At 54.1% G+C, this 21657-nt stretch carries 20 protein-coding genes and 3 pseudogenes; 11 read left to right on the top strand and 12 right to left on the bottom strand.

Annotated features, from left to right (window positions below; genetic code table 11):
• Positions 1-48: 48 nt before the first annotated feature.
• From hycI to hycA, 9 genes and pseudogenes are all read right to left on the bottom strand, one after another.
• The gene (gene hycI / locus ACUU1I_RS09820; protein WP_000132961.1) at positions 49-519 is read right to left on the bottom strand and encodes a hydrogenase maturation peptidase HycI; all 471 of its coding nucleotides are present in this window, start codon (positions 517-519) and stop codon (positions 49-51) included.
• Positions 512-922: a formate hydrogenlyase assembly protein HycH gene (gene hycH / locus ACUU1I_RS09815; protein WP_001291916.1), complete on the bottom strand. Its 411-nt coding sequence runs from the start codon at positions 920-922 to the stop codon at positions 512-514. The genes hycI and hycH overlap by 8 nt, the downstream gene beginning before the upstream one ends.
• A complete protein-coding gene (hycG, locus tag ACUU1I_RS09810) occupies positions 919-1686 on the bottom strand; it encodes a formate hydrogenlyase subunit HycG (protein WP_000067406.1) in 768 nt (255 codons plus the stop codon). Before hycG ends, hycH begins: the two co-directional genes overlap by 4 nt.
• Positions 1686-2228 (bottom strand): formate hydrogenlyase subunit HycF, encoded by a 543-nt coding sequence (gene hycF / locus ACUU1I_RS09805; RefSeq protein ID WP_000493794.1) that lies wholly within the window; start codon positions 2226-2228, stop codon positions 1686-1688. The genes hycG and hycF overlap by 1 nt, the downstream gene beginning before the upstream one ends.
• A 9-nt stretch (positions 2229-2237) precedes the next feature.
• Positions 2238-3923 (bottom strand): formate hydrogenlyase subunit HycE, encoded by a 1686-nt coding sequence (gene hycE, locus ACUU1I_RS09800; RefSeq protein ID WP_005070598.1) that lies wholly within the window; start codon positions 3921-3923, stop codon positions 2238-2240.
• A 17-nt stretch (positions 3924-3940) separates the two neighbouring features.
• Positions 3941-4837: a formate hydrogenlyase subunit HycD gene (gene hycD / locus ACUU1I_RS09795; protein WP_000115209.1), complete on the bottom strand. Its 897-nt coding sequence runs from the start codon at positions 4835-4837 to the stop codon at positions 3941-3943.
• Between the two features lie 2 nt (positions 4838-4839).
• Positions 4840-6692 (bottom strand): annotated as a pseudogene (gene hycC, locus ACUU1I_RS09790) (formate hydrogenlyase subunit 3).
• Complete coding sequence (gene hycB, locus ACUU1I_RS09785) at positions 6689-7300, bottom strand: formate hydrogenlyase subunit HycB (protein WP_001079180.1); 612 nt, start codon at positions 7298-7300, stop codon at positions 6689-6691. Before hycB ends, hycC begins: the two are co-directional and overlap by 4 nt.
• 124 nt (positions 7301-7424) lie before the next feature.
• Positions 7425-7886 (bottom strand): formate hydrogenlyase regulator HycA, encoded by a 462-nt coding sequence (gene hycA / locus ACUU1I_RS09780; RefSeq protein ID WP_000158056.1) that lies wholly within the window; start codon positions 7884-7886, stop codon positions 7425-7427.
• Between the two features lie 211 nt (positions 7887-8097).
• Here hycA and hypA point away from each other — a divergent pair, with 211 nt between their 5' ends.
• The 6 genes from hypA (at position 8098) to flhA (ending at position 13867) form a co-directional block, all read left to right on the top strand.
• Positions 8098-8448, top strand: a complete 351-nt coding sequence (gene hypA, locus ACUU1I_RS09775) for a hydrogenase maturation nickel metallochaperone HypA (protein WP_001299100.1) — start codon at positions 8098-8100, stop codon at positions 8446-8448.
• Positions 8449-8451: 3 nt separating this feature from the next.
• Entirely contained in the window at positions 8452-9324 is an 873-nt protein-coding gene (gene hypB, locus ACUU1I_RS09770) for a hydrogenase nickel incorporation protein HypB (protein WP_000337685.1), read from the top strand.
• Positions 9315-9587, top strand: coding sequence for a hydrogenase 3 maturation protein HypC (gene hypC / locus ACUU1I_RS09765; RefSeq protein ID WP_000334881.1), 273 nt, complete (start codon positions 9315-9317; stop codon positions 9585-9587). Before hypB ends, hypC begins: the two co-directional genes overlap by 10 nt.
• Positions 9587-10708 (top strand): hydrogenase formation protein HypD, encoded by a 1122-nt coding sequence (gene hypD, locus ACUU1I_RS09760; RefSeq protein ID WP_001212982.1) that lies wholly within the window; start codon positions 9587-9589, stop codon positions 10706-10708. Before hypC ends, hypD begins: the two co-directional genes overlap by 1 nt.
• Positions 10705-11715 carry a hydrogenase maturation carbamoyl dehydratase HypE gene (hypE, locus tag ACUU1I_RS09755; protein ID WP_001059908.1) on the top strand — a complete coding sequence of 337 codons (1011 nt, stop codon included), beginning with the start codon at positions 10705-10707 and terminating at the stop codon, positions 11713-11715. The genes hypD and hypE overlap by 4 nt, the downstream gene beginning before the upstream one ends.
• Positions 11716-11788: 73 nt before the next feature.
• Entirely contained in the window at positions 11789-13867 is a 2079-nt protein-coding gene (gene flhA, locus ACUU1I_RS09750; RefSeq protein WP_005070607.1) for a formate hydrogenlyase transcriptional activator FlhA, read from the top strand.
• A 36-nt stretch (positions 13868-13903) separates the two neighbouring features.
• On the opposite strand, the gene ACUU1I_RS09745 is transcribed toward flhA, so the two are convergent.
• Positions 13904-14257: a nitrous oxide-stimulated promoter family protein gene (locus ACUU1I_RS09745; protein WP_000015498.1), complete on the bottom strand. Its 354-nt coding sequence runs from the start codon at positions 14255-14257 to the stop codon at positions 13904-13906.
• 31 nt (positions 14258-14288) lie between these two features.
• Positions 14289-14468 (bottom strand): hypothetical protein, encoded by a 180-nt coding sequence (locus ACUU1I_RS09740; protein ID WP_000611929.1) that lies wholly within the window; start codon positions 14466-14468, stop codon positions 14289-14291.
• A gap of 75 nt (positions 14469-14543) precedes the next feature.
• Between ACUU1I_RS09740 and mutS the strand changes: the two genes are divergently transcribed.
• Together mutS and pphB are read left to right on the top strand one after the other, a co-directional pair.
• Positions 14544-17105: a DNA mismatch repair protein MutS gene (gene mutS / locus ACUU1I_RS09735; protein WP_001272893.1), complete on the top strand. Its 2562-nt coding sequence runs from the start codon at positions 14544-14546 to the stop codon at positions 17103-17105.
• Between the two features lie 105 nt (positions 17106-17210).
• Positions 17211-17863: pseudogene (gene pphB, locus ACUU1I_RS09730) on the top strand (protein-serine/threonine phosphatase).
• Positions 17864-17913: 50 nt separating this feature from the next.
• Here the strand turns inward: pphB and ygbI are convergent.
• A complete protein-coding gene (gene ygbI, locus ACUU1I_RS09725) occupies positions 17914-18681 on the bottom strand; it encodes a DNA-binding transcriptional repressor YgbI (RefSeq protein ID WP_000613355.1) in 768 nt (255 codons plus the stop codon).
• A 195-nt stretch (positions 18682-18876) separates the two neighbouring features.
• Between ygbI and ltnD the strand changes: the two genes are divergently transcribed.
• From ltnD to otnC, 3 genes and pseudogenes are all read left to right on the top strand, one after another.
• The gene (gene ltnD, locus ACUU1I_RS09720; RefSeq protein WP_000847961.1) at positions 18877-19785 is read left to right on the top strand and encodes an L-threonate dehydrogenase; all 909 of its coding nucleotides are present in this window, start codon (positions 18877-18879) and stop codon (positions 19783-19785) included.
• Positions 19782-21044 (top strand): annotated as a pseudogene (gene otnK / locus ACUU1I_RS09715) (3-oxo-tetronate kinase). Before ltnD ends, otnK begins: the two are co-directional and overlap by 4 nt.
• On the top strand, positions 21041-21657 hold a 617-nt coding region (otnC, locus tag ACUU1I_RS09710; RefSeq protein ID WP_312787549.1), incomplete at its 3' end, for a 3-oxo-tetronate 4-phosphate decarboxylase. The pseudogene otnK and the gene otnC, both read left to right, overlap by 4 nt.

Below are 21657 nucleotides of genomic sequence, written 5' to 3'. Positions count from 1 at the left end.
CCTGAATTCCCTGAATTCCCTGAATTCCCTGAATTCCCTGATGGAGAATTATTCTTCTTCCACCGCTAACTGCGCAAATCCACCATTTCCTTCCCAGCCTTCCAGTCGTTGATAAACGGTTTCTACCGCATCTTTAATCGGCTGGGTCATCGGGTAGTAAAAGCCGACGATATCCGGCTGAATGCCGAGGAAAATCACTTCACCAATGTCTTCTTTTAACTGGTCGATAAGGTAATTCAACGGCATGTTATGGGTAGTCATCATAAACATCTCGGCGATATCATCCGGGTCGATGATGCGGATTTCGCCGGGGTTTAGCCCCATATCCGTGGCGTCGACAATCAGCAGTCGTGTCGGGCGCAGTTCACGGATGGCGACGATGTCGTTTTCCGGTGCACTACCGCCGTCAATCACCACCCAGTTACCTTTCGGCGCGGCGGCGCACTTTTCCGCCAGCAGCGGGCCAGCGCCATCATCGCCCATCATGCTATTGCCAACACAGAGTAAAACGTCAGTCACGCAGTCTCCTCACCATCAAATAGATGGCGTTTTCCTGATGAATATCATGCAGCATACTTAACAGCATTGTACTCCATTCCTGCTGCTGCGAAGTTTGCGCTGCCCGGGCTTTATCGAATGCGTTGGCCAGCATCGGCACATGGTTAATGTCGATGACGATCTCGCCATATTTCGGTACGCCTTCCATTTTGTGGCGGGCTTCGCTGCCCGCCTCCAGAGTGGCAATCCATGCCAGATATTCATCCCATGGGCAGGTGAGCGCCGCTTCCAGGCAATCGATAACCCCAAGGTGGTGACCAATCGCCAGGCTGTAATAGACCACCTGCTGCGCCTCGGCGGGCGTGGCATCGTTCTCATCAATAAATTTACGGCTCAGTTGACTGAACACCACCTTTTCACTCATCGGATACGCGCCTCTTCAACAACATGATTCAGATGGCTGACAATCTCGTTCAGACGCGGATCGTTTTCCGCTTCCAGCCAGCGTGCAACCTGTTCTTCGCCCTGCCCTAACTGTGTAAGGTAATCATCGGCAATCTGACGACCGTAACGATAACCCGCCAGGCGACGTGCTTCGCGATCCACTTTCACGCGCAGCGGCTGCACCATATCGCCATGCAGGATCTCCGCCGGTTGTTCATCCAGTTCACCCGGCCCACGGGCGTGAATTTTCTGCTCCAGCAGGCCGAGCGCCATTGCAAAGCCGTACAGCGTGGCGGCAGGCGTTGGCGGGCAGCCAGGGATATAAACATCCACAGGGACAATTTTATCCGTACCGCCCCACACGCAGTAGAGATCGTGTAAGATCCCGCCGCTGTTACCGCAGGCACCGTATGAGATACAGATTTTCGGGTCCGGCGCGGACTGCCACGCACGCAGCGCAGGGGATCGCATTGCACGGGTGACCGCGCCGGTAAACAGTAAAATATCCGCATGACGCGGTGAAGGAACGACTTTAATGCCGAAGCGTTCTGCATCGAACAGCGGAGAAAGCGTGGCGAAAATTTCGATTTCGCAGCCGTTGCAGCCGCCGCAGTCCACGCGGTAAACATAGGCAGAACGTTTGATTTTTTTCAGTAACGACGCCTTCATGCTGGCGATGGATTCATCCACCGTCATCGGGACCGGAATGCCGTTGGCGTCACGGGGGCCTAATAAATTGCTCATCAGATGGCCTCTTTCATATGGCGAGTCAGTTCAATACGGTCGGACGGCACCAGGCATTTCTGGCGCTTACATTCCGGGCAAGTCTCAAAGCTTTCGCGGTGGTTTTCCGCGCGGCTGTCACCATTGTGCTTAAGCAGCGCAATGGCGTAGTCGATCTCTTTCTGTACGGCGAAAGGACGATTGCAGACGCGGCAGTTGCACAGCGCGAAGCGGGACTGTTGCAGGAAGTTTTCTTTCTTCCACACCGCCAGTTCGTACTCTTGCGACAGTTTGATCGCCGCCGTCGGGCAAACTTCTTCGCAGCGTCCACAGAAGATGCAGCGCCCGAGATTAAACTCCCACGCCAGCTCTCCTGTGGCGAGGTCAGTTTCAACCGTTAAGGCGTTTGACGGGCAGGCATTGACGCAAGCCGCGCAGCCGATGCACTGCTGCGGGTTCTGCTCTGGCTTACCACGGAAGTTTTTATCAACCGCAATCGGCTCCAGCGGATAAGACGAGGTCGCCGTGCCGGTTTTGATGACTTTTTTGATAAAGGTAAACATGGCGATTCCTTATTTCAGCGGCGAGTTTTTACGCTCAATGCTGTAACGCTCGAGTTCTTTGTACGGCACCACTTTGCTCTTCTTCTTACGCACATCGACTACGGTCATGCGGTCGGTACAGGAGTAGCAAGGGTCCAGGCTACCGATAATCAGCGGCGCATCGGAAACGGTATTGCCACGCAGCATGTAGCGCAGGGTCGGCCAGTTCGCGTAGGTCGCGGCACGGCAGCGCCAGCGGTACAGCTTCTGGTTGTCGCCGGTCATGCTCCAGTGGATATCGTCGCCGCGCGGCGCTTCGGCAAAGCCCAGCGCGAAACGGTGCGGAATGTAGGTAAAGCCTTCCACCATCAGCGGACCGCCCGGCAGGTTATCCAGACCGTAGTCGATCATATTCAGCGCGGTATAGACCTCGTTGATTCGCACTTTCAGACGGGAAATAACGTCGCAGCCCTGCTCGCTGTGGACTTCCATTGGCAGCAGGCCATAACCGACAAACGGGTGATCGGCGCGAGTATCGCGGGCGAGACCGCTGGCGCGAACCATCGGGCCAACGTTACTGAAATCGCGGGCGATTTCCGGGTCCAGACGACCAATGCCGACGGTGCGTTGTTCCATGTTCGGCGTACTCAGCAGCACATCCACCAGCTCCTGCACTTCACGACGCATTTGTTGCGCCAGCTGGCGGGTCTGGATCATGTCATCTTTCAGCAGATCGTGACGAATCCCGCCGATCAGGTTCAGGCCGTAGGTTTTACGCGCACCGGTAAGGATCTCTGCCATTTTCATGGAGGTTTCACGCACGCGGAAGAACTGCATAAAGCCGGAGTCGAAGGCGGTAAAGTGACAGGCGAGGCCGAGGTTGAGCAGATGCGAGTGCAGGCGTTCCACCTCCAGCAGAATGGCGCGGATCATCTGCGCGCGTTCTGGCACCTGAATACCCATCGCGTTTTCCACCGACGTGGTGTAGGCGGTGCTGTGGGCAAAGCCGCAGATCCCGCACACACGGTCAGAGAGGAAGGTCACTTCGTTATAACCCATGCGGGTTTCCGCCAGTTTTTCCATACCGCGATGGACGTAGAACAGACGGTAGTCGGCGTCGATAATGTTTTCGCCATCGACGAACAGACGGAAGTGACCCGGTTCGTCAGAAGTGACGTGCAGCGGACCAATCGGCACGACGTTGTTTTTCTTGTCGCCCAGTTCGTTGATGAACTCGTAGGTTTCAGCATCGGTAGTCGGTGCCGGACGCTGACGATAATCCATGCTGTCTTTACGCAGCGGATAAAGTTCATCCGGCCAGTCATCCGGCAGACCAACCGGAATCAAACCGTACATATCGCGCACTTCGCGCTCGCCCCACACCGCCGCCGGAACGCGCGGCGTCACGGACGGATACTCCGGTTTGTTGGCGTCAACTTCGACGCGAACCGTTACCCAACACTTGGTGCCCTTCTCCATCGACAGCACGTAATAAACGGCGTAATGACCATTCAGTTTGCGTTCGTCGTTACCAAACAGCACCGACAGCCAGCCACCCTGCTTGTAGTAGAGAAACTCCACCACTTCCGGCAGATAGTTCACCTTTACGGTGACAGTCAGCTGATCTTTGGTCTGCCAGGCGTGGTCCAGCACGACGCCTGGAAATGCCTCATTCAGCGCGGCGAGATAATGTTGACCTAATTTTTCTTCAGACATGCTCAAACTCTCTTTAATCACGCCGCCAGCAAGGAGACGAACGCTAAAAATGCAAAGCCAAACCCAGCCCAGGTAATGCGCGGAGTAATATCAAGACGCAGACGGGCCATACTGTTTTCGAACAGCGCGATAACCAGGACGCCGACCACCAGTTTGACGATGGCAATCACCAGCGCCAGCAGCAGTCCACCGACGGTGAAGGTTTCCATTTGTCCCCACGGAATAAACACCCCGACGAACATCTGCAACACCACCAGCTGTTTCAGGCTGATACCCCATTTCATGACGCCAAAGCCGCTACCGCTGTATTCGGAGAGCGGACCTTCCTGCAACTCCTGCTCGGCTTCCGCCAGGTCGAACGGCAGTTTGCCCATTTCGATAAAAGTGGCGAACGCACAGGCGCAGAGCGCCAGCACCAGCGGGATGCTTTGGCTCAGCGGCCAGTGATAAACGGTGTCGGTAATGTTGCTGATGTTGGTGGAACCGGCAACCTGTGCGGCAACCCACAGACCAAGCAGCAACATCGGTTCGACCAGCACGCCAAGCATCGCTTCACGGCTCGCACCGATAGCGGTAAACGGGCTACCGGTATCCAGACCGGAAATGGCAAAGAAGAAACGCGCGATGGCGAAGAGATACAGTAAGGTGATCAAATCGCCCAGTTGCGGCAGCGGAGAACCGATAGTCAGCATGACGCCCACCATCACATACGGCGTCAGGCGGAACATCCAGCCAGAGGCATCCGGGCCAACGCTCTGGCGGCCCAGCAGTTTGATAATGTCGCGATACTCCTGCAACACGCCCGGCCCGCGACGGTTATGCAGACGGGCGCGCGCCACGCGGGTAATACCGGAGAGCAGCGGCGCAACGGCAAATAACACCAGCGCCTGAATTAACGGATATAAAACACTCATTCTCAGGCTCCTCGTGAAACAATAATCACCACCAGTACCGCCAGTTCAACCAGCGCCATCCGGCGGAACAGCAACGCACTACCTTCGCACTGCCAGCCCGGCACCAGCGACACCGGATTCAGCCATTTGCGCAGTTTCAGCACTGGCGCAAACGCCTGTTTAACCGGCATGGCAAAACCGTGAGCGGTAATCACCATTGATTTTTCATGGTCGTAGCCGCACACCCAGGCCGCACCGCGGGAACGTGACGGCAGGCGGTCGCCTTTGCAAATCGCCATAATGATGAATGGCAGCAGCGGGCAGGCAATCAGCAGCAATGTGATCATTGGTTGAGAAACGGTGGTGTTAGCAGGCTCCAGAGGCAGAGGTACAGCAGCAGAGAGCATCGGCAGCAGCCACGGCGCAGCAACACCGCCAATTACGCAGCAAATCGCCAGTGCCACTACGCTTACGCTCATCAGGAGCGGCGCACAGGTGGCGTTTTCGGCTTCTTTGGTACGCGGCGCGCCGAGGAACGTGACGCCATAGACTTTCGCCATACACATCACCGCCAGCGCACCGGTAATTGCCAGACCCACAGCGAGCAGCGGCCCCAGCAGACGGGCAACAAACGCGCCGCTATTGCTCAGTTTGAAGAAGGATTGATAGATAACCCATTCCCCGGCAAACCCGTTCAGTGGCGGCAGCGCAGCCATTGCCATCAACCCGACTAACATGGCGATGGAGATAACCGGCATTTTCTTGCCAATACCACCGAGTTTTTCGATATCGCGATGACCGGTACGGAACCAGACGCTCCCCGCCCCGAGGAACAGTACGCTTTTGAACAGGCTATGGTTAAGCAGATGGTACAGACCACCGACCAGGCCAAGAGCAATCAGCGCCGGTTGTTCGAGCGCGATACCCGTTACGCCAGCCCCAGCCCCAGCCCCAGCAGGATAATGCCGATATTTTCCAGGGTGTGGTAAGCCAGCAGGCGCTGGATGTTGTGTTCCATCAACGCATACAGACCACCGACGAACGCGGTGATCATGCCGAGCACCAGCAGCGCGATCCCCCACCACAGCGGTGCATTACCGCCCAGCAGTGACAGGGTTAACATGCCCAGCAGGCCAATTTTCATGACTACCGTAGAAAACAACGCGGCAGCTGGCGCAGAGGCGTTAGCATGTGCCTGCGGCACCCAGCCGTGCAGCGGAATAATCCCAGCCAGCAGGCCAAAGCCAATCACACCGAGCAGCCAGATATCGGAACCGAGCAGCCAGATATCGGAACCGAGCGGCAGCTGTTGCATACGCATATCCAGCAGGCGCAGATCCAGCGTGCCATAACGCTGCCACAGCAGCCAGCAAGCAATCACCAGCAGCAGAGTGCCAAGACGCCCCAGCGCAAACCACAGTTTGCCCTCTTTGCTGTTGCTGGTGAGGAACACCGCACACAAGGCCATGACTTCGGCCATTACCACGAACATGCCGAGGTTGCTGGCGATGACGGCGCAGACGGCGGCAGCCATCAACATATTGATCTGCAAGCCGTTGCACTTCACCTGCGCGTGGCGATGCCAGTCAATGTTATAGAGGCTGACAAACAGACCGCAAAGACCGAGGGTAATCAGCCAAATCGCGTTAAGCGGGGAGATTTGCACATCGTAGCTTACCAGCGACAGCGCACCGCTCACGCCAACCGAGCCAGTCAGTACAGTGAAGCCCGCGGCTGCCGTATACAGACTACCAACCGCGCCGCCAATTCCGGCTATCCAGCCACTTAGCGCTTTTTGAAAAGAAAAGAGAAATGCCAGAACAGCGGCGGCGACAAACCATGCCACGCCGCTATTGATCAGGGAAATTGCGCTCATTTAGCCTCTCCACTTTGAGCCTGCTGAAACAAGGTGAGATCGCCAAAGTCCGTGTTAAAAGTCAGCTCACGCTTACGTTTGCTGACGCGGGCGATATCGGTGTTATCCACCAGATGCAGGGCTTTAGTCGGGCACATCCGCACACAGGCCGGACCTTGTTCATCAAAGCTACAAAGGTCACATTTGACGGCGATCGCGCGAATACCTGGCACCCAGTCAAGCAATGTGCTGACACACGCCGGAGCAGGCGGTGCCGGTGGCGCTTTCGGGGTATTGGCGTTTGCCGGAATATCCAGCGGACGGCTGCCGGAAAATTCAATTGCGCCAAACGGGCAGGCGATGCCGCACAGTTTGCAGCTTACGCACAGACTTTCATTCAACTGCACGGCCCCATCAACGCGGGTGATGGCGTTAACCGGGCAGACCACCGCGCAGGGTGCATCTTCACAGTGGTGACAGAGCTGCGGCGCAGATTCTTTTTCATTGAGCATCACTCTCAGGCGCGGCATTGATTGCAGGCCGTGCTGGCGATGCGTCTCTGAACAGGCGGCCTCACAGGTGTGGCAGCCGATACAGAGCGTGGAGTCGGCAATTACAAAACGATTCACCAGGCATTCCTCAGGTGATTGTCATTTTTGACGAAAACATGCCGATGAAATGTCATTTTCGACACTCATCGACACGCCCATCCCCAAACAGGCGTAACGCCTGCAAAACGGGCAAAGCCTCAGCTCATGCTGCCGGGCTTTGTCCCTTTACCAGTTGGCTTAAATTCACCGGCACATTGTTTTCAATGGCGGTGTATAAGCTGTCGTAAACGCCAGCGATTTTTTCGAGATAGTGTTCCAGAACCTGTTCGCGATCGCGGATGTTGACCTTGCCATCAATCATGCCGTCAATGCTCAGTTGCGCCTGCGCAATCCGCTGTTTGTCTTCGCCATCTTTTGTTTCGACGTAATACTCGATGGTGTGGCTGTTAAAGCCATCCGCCAGGGTGACGTAAATACGAAAATGTTCAAAAAGGACGAAACAGAGTTCTTTGTCCGGCGCGCAGCTCATGGCGTGATGCAGGCGCGCTTTCGATAACGTGATCCCCTGAACCAGCGAATTGCAGTAGATGTGCCACTGGTCCTGTAGGCGACGATGCCGCTGTGCGATGTAATCGGCTTTCTCGCTTATTTCCCAAATAGTCATTGTCAGGTTACTCGTTTAACAGAGATGCCAGCTTTAAGCATTTTTTGTACCAACTTTTAATTTATTGTTATTAAAGAGATTTTTAAGCTAAAGATGAATTTCGTCGCCGTGTCGACGTGTCATTTCGACATCATCGACATTATTCACCGCAGGGATAATCAACACTGGCGCAATTATTGCTTGTAGCTGGCAATAGTTAATGGGAGGCGATATGCACGAAATAACCCTCTGCCAACGGGCACTGGAATTGATCGAACAGCAGGCCGCAAAACACGGCGCAAAACGCGTAACTGGGGTCTGGCTCAAAATTGGCGCATTTTCTTGTGTCGAAACCAGCTCTCTTGCCTTTTGTTTTGATCTGGTTTGCCGCGGCAGCGTGGCGGAAGGTTGTAAACTGCACCTCGAAGAACAAGAGGCCGAATGCTGGTGTGAAACATGCCAACAGTATGTGACGCTACTGACCCAGCGCGTCCGCCGCTGTCCACAGTGTCATGGTGACATGCTACAGATTGTGGCAGACGACGGTTTACAGATTCGGCGGATAGAAATAGACCAGGAGTGAGCGATGTGTACAACATGCGGTTGCGGTGAAGGCAACCTGTATATCGAGGGTGATGAACATAACCCTCATTCCGCGTTTCGTAGCGCGCCATTTGCCCCGGCGGCACGCCCGCAGATGAAAATCACCGGCATTAAAGCGCCTGAATTTACCCCCAGCCAGACTGAAGAAGGCGACCTGCATTACGGTCATGGCGAAGCGGGCACTCACACACCGGGCATGAGCCAGCGTCGGATGCTGGAAGTCGAAATTGACGTGCTGGACAAAAACAACCGTCTGGCTGAACGCAACCGCGCGCGCTTTGCTGCCCGCAAGCAACTGGTGCTCAACCTGGTTTCCAGCCCTGGTTCCGGTAAAACCACCCTGCTGACGGAAACCTTAATGCGCCTGAAAGACAGCGTTCCGTGCGCGGTTATTGAAGGCGACCAGCAAACCGTGAACGATGCCGCACGCATTCGCGCTACCGGTACACCAGCGATTCAGGTGAACACCGGTAAAGGCTGCCATCTTGACGCACAGATGATTGCCGACGCCGCACCGCGTCTGCCACTGGACGATAACGGTATTCTGTTTATCGAAAACGTTGGCAACCTCGTATGCCCGGCCAGCTTCGATCTCGGTGAAAAACACAAAGTAGCGGTGCTTTCCGTTACCGAAGGTGAAGACAAACCGCTGAAATATCCGCATATGTTTGCCGCCGCCTCGCTGATGCTGCTCAACAAAGTTGACCTGTTGCCGTATCTCAACTTTGACGTTGAGAAGTGCATCGCCTGCGCCCGCGAAGTCAATCCAGAAATTGAAATCATCCTTATTTCCGCCACCAGCGGCGAAGGGATGGACCAGTGGCTGAACTGGCTGGAGACACAGCGATGTGCATAGGCGTTCCCGGCCAGATCCGCACCATTGACGGCAACCAGGCGAAAGTCGACGTCTGCGGCATTCAGCGCGATGTCGATTTAACGTTAGTCGGCAGCTGCGATGAAAACGGTCAGCCGCGCGTGGGCCAGTGGGTACTGGTTCACGTTGGCTTTGCCATGAGCGTAATTAATGAAGCCGAAGCACGCGACACTCTCGACGCCTTACAAAACATGTTTGACGTTGAGCCGGATGTCGGTGCGCTGTTGTATGGCGAGGAAAAATAATGCGTTTTGTTGATGAATATCGCGCGCCGGAACAGGTGATGCAGTTAATTGAGCATCTGCGCGAACGTGCTTCACATCTCTCTTACACCGCCGAACGCCCTCTGCGGATTATGGAAGTGTGTGGCGGTCATACCCACGCCATTTTTAAATTCGGCCTCGACCAGTTACTGCCTGAAAACGTTGAGTTTATCCACGGTCCGGGTTGCCCGGTGTGCGTACTGCCGATGGGTAGAATCGACACCTGCGTGGAGATTGCCAGCCATCCGGAAGTCATCTTCTGTACCTTTGGCGACGCCATGCGCGTACCAGGGAAACAGGGATCGCTGTTGCAGGCAAAAGCACGCGGTGCCGATGTGCGCATCGTTTACTCGCCGATGGATGCGTTGAAACTGGCGCAGGAGAATCCAACCCGCAAAGTGGTGTTCTTCGGCTTAGGTTTTGAAACCACCATGCCGACCACCGCCATCACTCTGCAACAGGCGAAAGCGCGTGATGTGCAGAATTTTTACTTCTTCTGCCAGCACATTACGCTTATCCCGACGCTGCGCAGTTTGCTGGAACAGCCGGATAACGGTATCGACGCGTTCCTCGCGCCAGGCCACGTTAGTATGGTTATCGGCACTGATGCCTATAATTTTATCGCCAGCGATTTTCATCGTCCGCTGGTGGTCGCTGGTTTCGAACCCCTTGATCTACTGCAAGGCGTGGTCATGCTGGTGGAGCAGAAAATAGCGGCCCACAGCAAGGTAGAGAATCAGTATCGTCGGGTGGTACCGGATGCCGGTAACCTGCTGGCGCAACAGGCGATTGCCGATGTGTTCTGTGTCAACGGCGACAGCGAATGGCGCGGCTTAGGCGTGATTGAATCTTCTGGCGTGCACCTGACGCCGGATTATCAACGATTCGATGCCGAAGCACATTTCCGCCCGGCACCGCAGCAGGTCTGCGATGACCCGCGCGCGCGTTGTGGTGAGGTATTAACGGGCAAATGTAAGCCGCATCAATGCCCGCTGTTTGGTAACACCTGTAATCCTCAAACCGCATTTGGTGCACTGATGGTCTCCTCCGAAGGAGCGTGCGCCGCGTGGTATCAGTATCGTCAGCAGGAGAGTGAAGCGTGAATAATATCCAACTCGCCCACGGCAGCGGCGGCCAGGCGATGCAGCAATTAATCAACAGCCTGTTTATGGAAGCCTTTGCCAACCCGTGGCTGGCAGAGCAGGAAGATCAGGCACGTCTTGATCTGGCGCAGCTGGTAGCGGAAGGCGACCGTCTGGCGTTCTCCACCGACAGTTACGTCATTGACCCGCTGTTCTTTCCTGGCGGTAATATCGGCAAGCTGGCGATTTGCGGCACCGCGAATGACGTTGCGGTCAGTGGCGCTATTCCGCGCTATCTCTCCTGTGGCTTTATCCTCGAAGAAGGATTGCCGATGGAGACACTGAAAGCCGCAGTGACCAGCATGGCAGAAACCGCCCGCACGGCAGGCATTGCCATCGTTACTGGCGATACTAAAGTGGTGCAGCGCGGCGCGGCAGATAAACTGTTTATCAACACCGCTGGCATGGGCGCAATTCCGGCGAATATTCACTGGGGCGCACAGACGCTAACCGCAGGCGATGTATTGCTGGTTAGCGGTACACTCGGCGACCACGGGGCGACTATCCTTAACCTGCGTGAGCAGCTGGGGCTGGATGGCGAACTGGTCAGCGACTGCGCGGTGCTGACGCCGCTTATTCAGACGCTGCGTGACATTCCCGGCGTGAAAGCGCTGCGTGATGCCACCCGTGGTGGTGTAAACGCGGTGGTTCATGAGTTCGCGGCAGCCTGCGGTTGTGGTATTGAAATTTCTGAATCAGCGCTGCCGGTTAAACCTGCCGTGCGCGGCGTTTGCGAATTGCTGGGACTGGACGCCCTGAACTTTGCCAACGAAGGTAAACTGGTGATCGCCGTTGAACGCAACGCGGCAGAGCAAGTGCTGGCAGCGTTACATTCCCATCCACTGGGGAAAGACGCGGCGCTGATTGGTGAAGTGGTGGAACGTAAAGGTGTTCGTCTTGCCGGTCTGTATGGCGTGAAACGAACCCTCGATTTACCACACGCCGAACCGCTTCCGCGTATATGCTAATAAAATTCTAAATCTCCTATAGTTAGTCAATGACCTTTTGCACCGCTTTGCGGTGCTTTCCTGGAAGAACAAAATGTCATATACACCGATGAGTGATCTCGGACAGCAAGGGTTGTTCGACATCACTCGGACACTATTGCAGCAGCCCGATCTGGCCTCGCTGTGTGAGGCTCTTTCGCAACTGGTAAAGCGTTCTGCGCTCGCCGACAACGCGGCTATTGTGTTGTGGCAAGCGCAGACTCAACGTGCGTCTTATTACGCGTCGCGTGAAAAAGACACCCCCATTAAATATGAAGACGAAACTGTTCTGGCACACGGTCCGGTACGCAGCATTTTGTCGCGCCCTGATACGCTGCATTGCAGTTACGAAGAATTTTGTGAAACCTGGCCGCAGCTGGCCGCAGGTGGGCTATACCCCAAATTTGGTCACTATTGCCTGATGCCACTGGCGGCGGGAGGGCATATTTTTGGTGGCTGTGAATTTATTCGTTATGACGATCGTCCCTGGAGCGAAAAAGAGTTCAATCGTCTGCAAACATTTACGCAGATCGTTTCTGTCGTCACCGAACAAATCCAGAGCCGCGTCGTCAACAATGTCGACTATGAGTTGTTATGCCGGGAGCGCGATAACTTCCGCATCCTGGTTGCCATTACCAACGCGGTGCTTTCCCGCCTGGATATGGACGAACTGGTCAGCGAAGTCGCCAAAGAAATCCATTACTATTTCGACATTGACGATATCAGCATTGTCTTACGCAGCCACCGTAAAAACAAACTCAACATCTACTCCACTCACTATCTTGATAAACAACATCCCGCCCACGAACAGAGCGAAGTCGATGAAGCCGGAACCCTCACCGAACGCGTGTTCAAAAGTAAAGAGATGCTGCTGATCAATCTCTACGAGCGGGACGATTTAGCCCCCTATGAACGCATGTTGTTCGACACCTGGGGCAACCAGATTCAAACCTTGTGCCTGTTACCGCTGATGTCTGGCGACACCATGCTGGGCGTGCTGAAACTGGCGCAATGCGAAGAGAAAGTGTTTACCACTACCAATCTGAATTTGCTGCGCCAGATTGCCGAACGTGTGGCAATCGCTGTCGATAACGCCCTCGCCTATCAGGAAATCCATCGTCTGAAAGAACGGCTGGTTGATGAAAACCTCGCCCTGACCGAGCAACTCAACAATGTTGATAGTGAATTTGGCGAGATTATTGGCCGCAGCGAAGCCATGTACAGCGTGCTTAAACAAGTTGAAATGGTGGCGCAAAGTGACAGTACCGTGCTGATCCTCGGTGAAACTGGCACGGGTAAAGAGCTGATTGCCCGTGCGATCCATAATCTCAGTGGGCGTAATAATCGCCGCATGGTCAAAATGAACTGCGCGGCGATGCCTGCCGGATTGCTGGAAAGCGATCTGTTTGGTCATGAGCGTGGGGCTTTTACCGGTGCCAGCGCCCAGCGCATTGGTCGTTTTGAACTGGCGGATAAAAGCTCTCTGTTCCTCGACGAAGTGGGCGATATGCCACTGGAGTTACAGCCGAAGTTGCTGCGTGTATTGCAGGAACAGGAGTTTGAACGTCTCGGCAGCAACAAAATCATTCAGACGGACGTACGTTTAATTGCCGCGACTAACCGCGATCTGAAAAAAATGGTCGCCGACCGAGAGTTCCGTAGCGATCTCTATTACCGCCTGAACGTATTCCCGATTCACCTGCCGCCACTACGCGAGCGTCCGGAAGATATTCCGCTGCTGGCGAAAGCCTTTACCTTCAAAATTGCCCGTCGTCTGGGGCGCAATATCGACAGCATTCCTGCCGAGACGCTGCGCACCTTGAGCAACATGGAGTGGCCGGGTAACGTACGCGAACTGGAAAACGTCATTGAGCGCGCAGTATTGCTAACACGCGGCAACGTGCTGCAGCTGTCATTGCCAGATATTGCTTTACCGGAGCCTGAAACGCCGCCTGCCGCAACGGTTGTCGCCCAGGAGGGCGAAGATGAATATCAGTTGATTGTGCGCGTGCTGAAAGAAACCAACAGCGTGGTTGCCGGGCCTAAAGGCGCTGCGCAACGTCTGGGGCTGAAACGCACGACCCTGCTGTCACGGATGAAGCGGCTGGGAATTGATAAATCGGCATTGATTTAACTGCAAATTGCCGGACAGATCTGCCTGTCCGGCATACTATTCACGAGGTTTTTTCGGACGATATTTTTCCGGCAGTTCTGGCACCGGACGCTTGTCATCGATGAGATGACGCACGGTTAAGATCGGATGACGCCACAGCATTCTCGGCCCGGCCCAACGCATAATCTGTTTCATCTCTTCACGCTTTGCAGGCTGGTAACAGTGCACCGGACACTGCTTACAGGCTGGTTTCTCTTCGCCGAACACACATTTATCCAGCCGCTTTTGCGCGTAAACAAACAACGCCTCGTAATGCTCCGGCTCCGCTGACGCCTGCGGGCATTTCGCTTGATAAAGATCGATCATTTTTTTAATCGTCAGTTTTTCACGAGAGATACGCTTGCCGGACATGCTGCCTCCACCTCATTAAGATGCATTTATATTACATCTTAATCTTAAAGGGCACTATGACTCTAAAGAAGAAGGGTTCGCCAATCGATACAATTTTGCGTACTTGCTTCATAAGCATCACGCAAAAGCTGCAAAACAGCATCTTTCCCGGAACCAGCATCAAGAACTCGCCGTTCGCTTCTTCCCCTGAAATGATTAACTCCGGTATCATGTGCGCCTTATGTGATTACAACGAAAATAAAAACCATCACACCCCATTTAATATCAGGGAACCGGACATAACCCCATGAGTGCAATAGAAAATTTCGACGCCCATACGCCCATGATGCAGCAGTATCTCAAGCTGAAAGCCCAGCATCCCGAGATCCTGCTGTTTTACCGGATGGGTGATTTTTATGAACTGTTTTATGACGACGCAAAACGCGCGTCGCAACTGCTGGATATTTCACTGACCAAACGCGGTGCTTCGGCGGGAGAGCCGATCCCGATGGCGGGGATTCCCTACCATGCGGTGGAAAACTATCTCGCCAAACTGGTGAATCAGGGAGAGTCCGTTGCCATCTGCGAACAAATTGGCGATCCGGCGACCAGCAAAGGTCCGGTTGAGCGCAAAGTTGTGCGTATCGTTACGCCAGGCACCATCAGCGATGAAGCCCTGTTACAGGAGCGTCAGGACAACCTGCTGGCGGCTATCTGGCAGGACAGCAAAGGTTTCGGCTACGCGACGCTGGATATCAGCTCCGGGCGTTTTCGCCTGAGCGAACCGGCCGACCGCGAAACGATGGCGGCAGAGCTGCAACGCACTAATCCGGCGGAACTGCTGTATGCAGAAGATTTCGCCGAGATGTCGCTGATTGAAGGCCGTCGCGGCCTGCGCCGTCGCCCGCTGTGGGAGTTTGAAATCGACACCGCGCGCCAGCAGTTGAATCTGCAATTTGGCACCCGCGATCTGGTCGGTTTTGGCGTCGAGAACGCGCCGCGCGGACTTTGTGCTGCCGGTTGTCTGTTGCAGTATGCGAAAGATACCCAACGCACGACCCTGCCGCATATTCGTTCTATCACCATGGAACGTGAGCAGGACAGCATCATTATGGATGCCGCGACACGTCGTAACCTGGAAATTACTCAGAACCTGGCGGGCGGTGCGGAAAATACGCTGGCTTCTGTGCTCGACTGCACCGTCACGCCGATGGGTAGTCGTATGCTGAAACGCTGGCTGCATATGCCAGTGCGCGATACTCGCGTGTTGCTTGAGCGCCAGCAAACTATTGGCGCATTGCAGGATTTCACCGCCGAGTTGCAGCCGGTACTGCGTCAGGTCGGCGACCTGGAACGTATTCTGGCACGTCTGGCTTTACGAACTGCTCGCCCACGCGATCTGGCCCGTATGCGCCACGCTTTCCAGCAACTGCCGGAGCTGCGTGCGCAGTTAGAAACTGTCGATAGTGCACCGGTACAGGCGCTACGTGAGAAGATGGGAGAGTTTGCCGAGCTGCGCGATCTGCTGGAGCGAGCAATCATCGACACACCGCCGGTGCTGTTACGCGACGGTGGTGTTATCGCATCGGGCTATAACGAAGAGCTGGATGAGTGGCGCGCGCTGGCTGACGGCGCGACCGATTATCTGGAGCGTCTGGAAGTCCGCGAGCGTGAACGTACCGGCCTGGACACGCTAAAAGTTGGCTTTAATGCGGTGCACGGCTACTACATTCAAATCAGCCGTGGGCAAAGCCATCTGGCACCCATCAACTACATGCGTCGCCAGACGCTGAAAAACGCCGAGCGCTACATCATTCCAGAGCTAAAAGAGTACGAAGATAAAGTTCTCACCTCAAAAGGCAAAGCACTGGCACTGGAAAAACAGCTTTATGAAGAGCTGTTCGACCTGCTGTTGCCGCATCTGGAAGCGTTGCAACAGAGCGCGAGCGCGCTGGCGGAACTCGACGTGCTGGTTAACCTGGCGGAACGGGCCTATACCCTGAACTACACCTGCCCGACCTTCATTGATAAACCGGGCATTCGCATTACCGAAGGTCGCCATCCGGTAGTTGAACAAGTACTGAATGAGCCATTTATCGCTAACCCGCTGAATCTGTCGCCGCAGCGCCGTATGTTGATTATTACCGGCCCGAACATGGGCGGTAAAAGTACCTATATGCGCCAGACCGCACTGATTGCGCTGATGGCCTACATCGGCAGCTATGTACCGGCACAAAAAGTCGAGATTGGACCTATCGATCGCATCTTTACCCGCGTAGGCGCGGCAGATGACCTGGCTTCCGGGCGCTCAACCTTTATGGTGGAGATGACTGAAACCGCCAATATTTTACATAACGCCACCGAATACAGTCTGGTGTTAATGGATGAGATCGGGCGTGGAACGTCCACCTACGATGGTCTGTCGCTGGCGTGGGCGTGCGCAGAAAATCTGGCGAATAAGATTAAGGCATTGACGCTGTTTGCCACCCACTATTTCGAGCTGACCCAGCTACCGGAGAAAATGGAAGGCGTCGCCAACGTACATCTCGATGCGCTGGAGCACGGCGACACTATCGCCTTTATGCACAGCGTGCAGGACGGCGCGGCGAGCAAAAGCTACGGTCTGGCGGTTGCTGCTCTGGCGGGCGTACCGAAAGAGGTTATTAAGCGCGCACGGCAAAAACTGCGTGAGCTGGAAAGCATTTCGCCGAACGCCGCCGCGACGCAAGTGGATGGTACGCAGATGTCTTTGCTGTCAGTGCCAGAAGAAACTTCGCCTGCGGTCGAAGCACTGGAAAATCTCGACCCGGATTCACTGACTCCGCGTCAGGCGCTGGAGTGGATTTATCGCTTGAAGAGTCTGGTGTAATAACAATTCCCGATAGTCTTTTGCTATCGGGAATATTAACGACAACTGACGAATCAAATAAAAATACCCTGTATAATAGGAAAGCTTATTTTACAGGGTAAAACCATGCCATCTACACGCTATCAAAAAATCAATGCCCATCACTATCGCCATATATGGGTCGTTGGTGATATTCATGGTGAATATCAGTTATTACAATCCCGCTTACATCAACTCTCTTTTTTCCCCGAAACCGACTTACTTATTTCTGTCGGCGATAATATTGATCGTGGGCCGGAGAGTCTTGACGTCCTGCGCCTGCTAAACCAGCCCTGGTTTATCTCCGTTAAAGGCAACCACGAAGCAATGGCGCTGGATGCGTTCGCGACCGGCGATGGCAATATGTGGCTTGCCAGCGGTGGTGACTGGTTTTTCGATTTAAATGATTGCAACAAGAGGCAATAGATCTGTTGCTGAAATTCCATCACCTTCCACATATTATTGAAATCACTAACGACATAATAAAATATGTCATCGCACATGCAGATTATCCGGGTGATGAATATCTCTTTGACAAAGAAATAGCGGAGAGCGAATTACTCTGGCCTGTTTATCGTGTGCAGAACTCGCTTAATGGCGAGTTACAACAAATAAACGGCGCTGATTATTTTATATTTGGACATATGATGTTTGATAACATTCAGACGTTCGCTAACCAGATTTATATTGATACCGGATCGCCGAAAAGTGGGCGGCTGTCATTTTATAAAATAAGGTAGTCTCATGCTTCTTCTGTGAAGCATGAGTAACCAGATGTTATTGCAGGCCATTATTCATTTTTCGCTACCAGCAAAGAGAGATCCTGCTTCGCCAGCGCGCGACTGGCACTCTCCGGCAAACCGTCGTCTGTAATAATCTGATCAAACTCGCTTAATGGTAACGCCAGCCATGTCGCCACCTGACCATATTTCGTCGCATCACAGACCAAAACTCGCTGGCGGCTAGCACTGGCAATCGCCCGTTTCACCGTGACTTTATCTTCCGCTGGCGTAGAAATCCCCCGCACACTCCATGACGATGCAGAAATAAAAGCCTGATCAATCATCAGGCTGCGCAGCATGGTCGCAGCGGCTTCCCCGACACAGGAACGGTTTTCCCGACACACTGCACCGCCAGTGTGAATAATTGTGCAATTACTGTTGTCGAGCAAGTAGTTCGCAATAACGAAATCGTTTGTGACCACAGTCAGTGACTCCATGTGAATCAGATGCTGTGCTATCGCTAACGTGGTCGTTCCCGCATCCAGATAGATACAACTTCCCGGCTGAACAAGACTTGCCGCCAGCTTGCCAATAGCCGCTTTTTGCGTCATTGCCAGCGCAGTTTTTACCTGATGAGAAGGTTCATGCGCCACGCGTCCCGGAGACTGGACGCCTCCGGACACCAGCACAACGGCTCCCTGCTGCTCCAGTTTTTGTAAATCCCGACGAATGGTCATATGTGACACATTAATTCTGTCCGTTAGTTCAGCAATACTGACAATGCCTTTTTCAGCTACCATCTCAAGGATGATTTGGCGACGCTCTACGGGTATCAACTTTTGCTCCTTCCTTTGTCCTGCTGACATTCTACGCTATTTGCCTGCGAAACGTGCGCGGCGCAACTAACGCTTAGTTCACATAAAATAACACAAAATGTTAATTTATGTGAATCAGCTCACCATATCGTTATCTCCCAGCGCTTATATTCACAATGTCAAACAAAATATCACTTAAATTAACAAGGAGAGCAGATGAAAACGGGATCTGAGTTTCATGTCGGTATCGTTGGCTTAGGGTCAATGGGAATGGGAGCAGCACTGTCATGTGTCCGCGCAGGTTTTTCTACCTGGGGCGCAGACCTGAACAGCAATGCCTGCGCTACGTTGAAAGAGGCAGGTGCTTGCGGGGTTTCTGATAACGCCGCGACGTTTGCCGAAAAACTGGACGCTCTGCTGGTGCTGGTGGTCAATGCGGCCCAGGTTAAACAGGTGCTGTTTGGTGAAACAGGCGTTGCACAACATCTGAAACCCGGTACGGCAGTAATGGTTTCTTCCACTATCGCTAGTGCTGATGCGCAAGAAATTGCTACCGCTCTGGCTGGATTCGATCTGGAAATGCTGGATGCGCCAGTTTCTGGTGGTGCAGTAAAAGCCGCTAACGGTGAAATGACTGTCATGGCCTCCGGTAGCGATATTGCCTTTGAACGACTGGCACCCGTGCTGGAAGCCGTTGCCGGAAAAGTTTATCGCATAGGTGCAGAACCGGGACTAGGTTCGACCGTAAAAATTATTCACCAGTTGTTAGCGGGCGTACATATTGCTGCCGGAGCCGAAGCGATGGCACTTGCAGCCCGTGCGGGGATCCCGCTGGATGTGATGTATGACGTCGTGACCAATGCCGCCGGAAATTCCTGGATGTTCGAAAACCGGATGCGTCATGTGGTGGATGGCGATTACACCCCGCATTCAGCCGTCGATATTTTTGTTAAGGATCTTGGTCTGGTTGCCGATACAGCCAAAGCCCTGCACTTCCCGCTGCCATTGGCCTCAACAGCATTGAATATGTTCACCAGCGCCAGTAACGCGGGTTACGGGAAAGAAGACGATAGCGCAGTTATCAAGATTTTCTCTGGCATCACTCTACCGGGAGCGAAATCATGATCAAGATTGGCGTTATCGCCGATGATTTTACCGGCGCGACGGATATCGCCAGTTTTCTGGTGGAAAACGGTCTACCAACGGTACAAATTAACGGTGTTCCAACAGGTAAAATGCCGGAAGCAATCGACGCACTGGTGATCAGCCTGAAAACGCGCTCCTGTCCGGTGGTTGAAGCCACACAGCAATCGCTGGCGGCTCTGAGCTGGTTGCAACAGCAAGGTTGCAAACAGATCTATTTCAAATACAGCTCTACTTTCGACAGTACGGCGAAAGGTAATATTGGCCCGGTTACCGATGCATTAATGGATGCTCTCGACACGCCGTTTACGGTCTTCTCTCCGGCCCTGCCGGTCAACGGACGTACGGTTTATCAGGGGTATTTGTTCGTAATGAATCAACTGCTGGCCGAATCCGGGATGCGCCATCACCCGGTAAATCCCATGACCAACAGCTATCTTCCCCGTCTGGTTGAAGCGCAATCCACAGGGCGCTGCGGCGTCGTTTCGGCACATGTTTTCGAACAAGGTGTGGATGCCGTTCGTCAAGAGCTGGCTCGCTTACAGCAAGAGGGCTACCGCTACGCGGTGCTTGATGCGCTGACCGAACACCATCTGGAAATTCAGGGAGAAGCCTTGCGCGATGCCCCACTGGTAACGGGCGGTTCTGGTCTGGCGATTGGCCTGGCCCGGCAGTGGGCGCAAGAAAACGGTAACCAGGCTCGCGAAGCAGGGCGTCCGCTCGCTGGGCGCGGCGTAGTGCTCTCCGGTTCATGCTCTCAAATGACCAACCGCTAGGTGGCACATTACCGTCAAATTGCACCAGCCCGTGAAGTTGATGTGGCACGCTGCCTCTCAACCGAAACTCTGGCCGCTTATGCTCACGAACTGGCAGAGTGGGTTCTGGGCCAGGAAAGTGTACTTGCTCCACTGGTTTTTGCCACCGCCAGCACTGACGCATTGGCAGCAATTCAACAGCAATACGGTGCACAAAAAGCCAGTCAGGCAGTAGAAACTCTGTTTTCTCAACTAGCGGCGCGGTTAGCAGCGGAAGGCATGACACGCTTTATTGTCGCAGGTGGTGAGACCTCCGGCGTAGTCACACAGAGCCTGGGCATAAAAGGGTTTCATATTGGCCCAACCATTTCCCCCGGCGTGCCGTGGGTAAACGCACTGGATAAGCCTGTCTCACTCGCCCTTAAATCTGGCAACTTCGGTGATGAAGCCTTTTTTTCACGAGCCCAAAGAGAGTTTTTATCATGAGCGATTTCGCAAAAGTAGAGCAGTCTTTGCGAGAGGAGATGACGCGGATTGCCAGTTCATTCTTTCAGCGCGGCTATGCAACCGGTTCGGCTGGCAATCTGTCGCTGCTTTTACCTGACGGGAATTTACTGGCGACACCGACAGGTTCATGCCTGGGCAATCTCGATCCGCAGCGGCTTTCCAAAGTCGCCGCGGATGGCGAATGGTTAAGTGGTGACAAACCCTCGAAAGAGGTGCTCTTTCATCTGGCGCTGTATCGCAACAATCCGCGCTGTAAAGCGGTGGTGCATTTGCACAGCACATGGTCGACGGCGCTTTCCTGCCTGCAAGGGCTGGACAGCAGCAACGTTATTCGTCCGTTCACACCATACGTGGTGATGCGGATGGGAAATGTCCCGCTGGTGCCCTATTACCGACCGGGCGATAAACGCATCGCACAGGATCTGGCGGAACTGGCAGCAGACAATCAGGCTTTTTTACTGGCAAATCATGGCCCAGTGGTTTGCGGTGAAAGCCTGCAAGAAGCCGCCAACAATATGGAAGAGCTGGAGGAAACGGCAAAGCTGATTTTTATTCTCGGTGACCGCCCGATCCGTTATCTGACCGCAGGTGA

It is taken from the genome of Shigella sp. SIG3, from assembly GCF_053555855.1.
Note: the sequence above shows the minus strand (reverse complement) of the source record. Positions and strands in the feature narration are given on the sequence as shown.

What these genes read in the sequence shown, in the direction of transcription:
- hycF (WP_000493794.1), bottom strand. Translation starts at nt 2,228, where the DNA reads ATGTTTACCTTTATCAAAAAAGTCATCAAAACCGGCACGGCGACCTCG.
- ACUU1I_RS09745 (WP_000015498.1), bottom strand. Translation starts at nt 14,257, where the DNA reads ATGTCCGGCAAGCGTATCTCTCGTGAAAAACTGACGATTAAAAAAATG.
- mutS (WP_001272893.1), top strand. Translation starts at nt 14,544, where the DNA reads ATGAGTGCAATAGAAAATTTCGACGCCCATACGCCCATGATGCAGCAG.
- ltnD (WP_000847961.1), top strand. Translation starts at nt 18,877, where the DNA reads ATGAAAACGGGATCTGAGTTTCATGTCGGTATCGTTGGCTTAGGGTCA.
- hycE (WP_005070598.1), bottom strand. Translation starts at nt 3,923, where the DNA reads ATGTCTGAAGAAAAATTAGGTCAACATTATCTCGCCGCGCTGAATGAG.
- hycD (WP_000115209.1), bottom strand. Translation starts at nt 4,837, where the DNA reads ATGAGTGTTTTATATCCGTTAATTCAGGCGCTGGTGTTATTTGCCGTT.
- hypB (WP_000337685.1), top strand. Translation starts at nt 8,452, where the DNA reads ATGTGTACAACATGCGGTTGCGGTGAAGGCAACCTGTATATCGAGGGT.
- hypA (WP_001299100.1), top strand. Translation starts at nt 8,098, where the DNA reads ATGCACGAAATAACCCTCTGCCAACGGGCACTGGAATTGATCGAACAG.
- hypC (WP_000334881.1), top strand. Translation starts at nt 9,315, where the DNA reads ATGTGCATAGGCGTTCCCGGCCAGATCCGCACCATTGACGGCAACCAG.
- flhA (WP_005070607.1), top strand. Translation starts at nt 11,789, where the DNA reads ATGTCATATACACCGATGAGTGATCTCGGACAGCAAGGGTTGTTCGAC.
- ACUU1I_RS09740 (WP_000611929.1), bottom strand. Translation starts at nt 14,468, where the DNA reads ATGATACCGGAGTTAATCATTTCAGGGGAAGAAGCGAACGGCGAGTTC.
- hycH (WP_001291916.1), bottom strand. Translation starts at nt 922, where the DNA reads ATGAGTGAAAAGGTGGTGTTCAGTCAACTGAGCCGTAAATTTATTGAT.
- hycG (WP_000067406.1), bottom strand. Translation starts at nt 1,686, where the DNA reads ATGAGCAATTTATTAGGCCCCCGTGACGCCAACGGCATTCCGGTCCCG.
- hycA (WP_000158056.1), bottom strand. Translation starts at nt 7,886, where the DNA reads ATGACTATTTGGGAAATAAGCGAGAAAGCCGATTACATCGCACAGCGG.
- hypD (WP_001212982.1), top strand. Translation starts at nt 9,587, where the DNA reads ATGCGTTTTGTTGATGAATATCGCGCGCCGGAACAGGTGATGCAGTTA.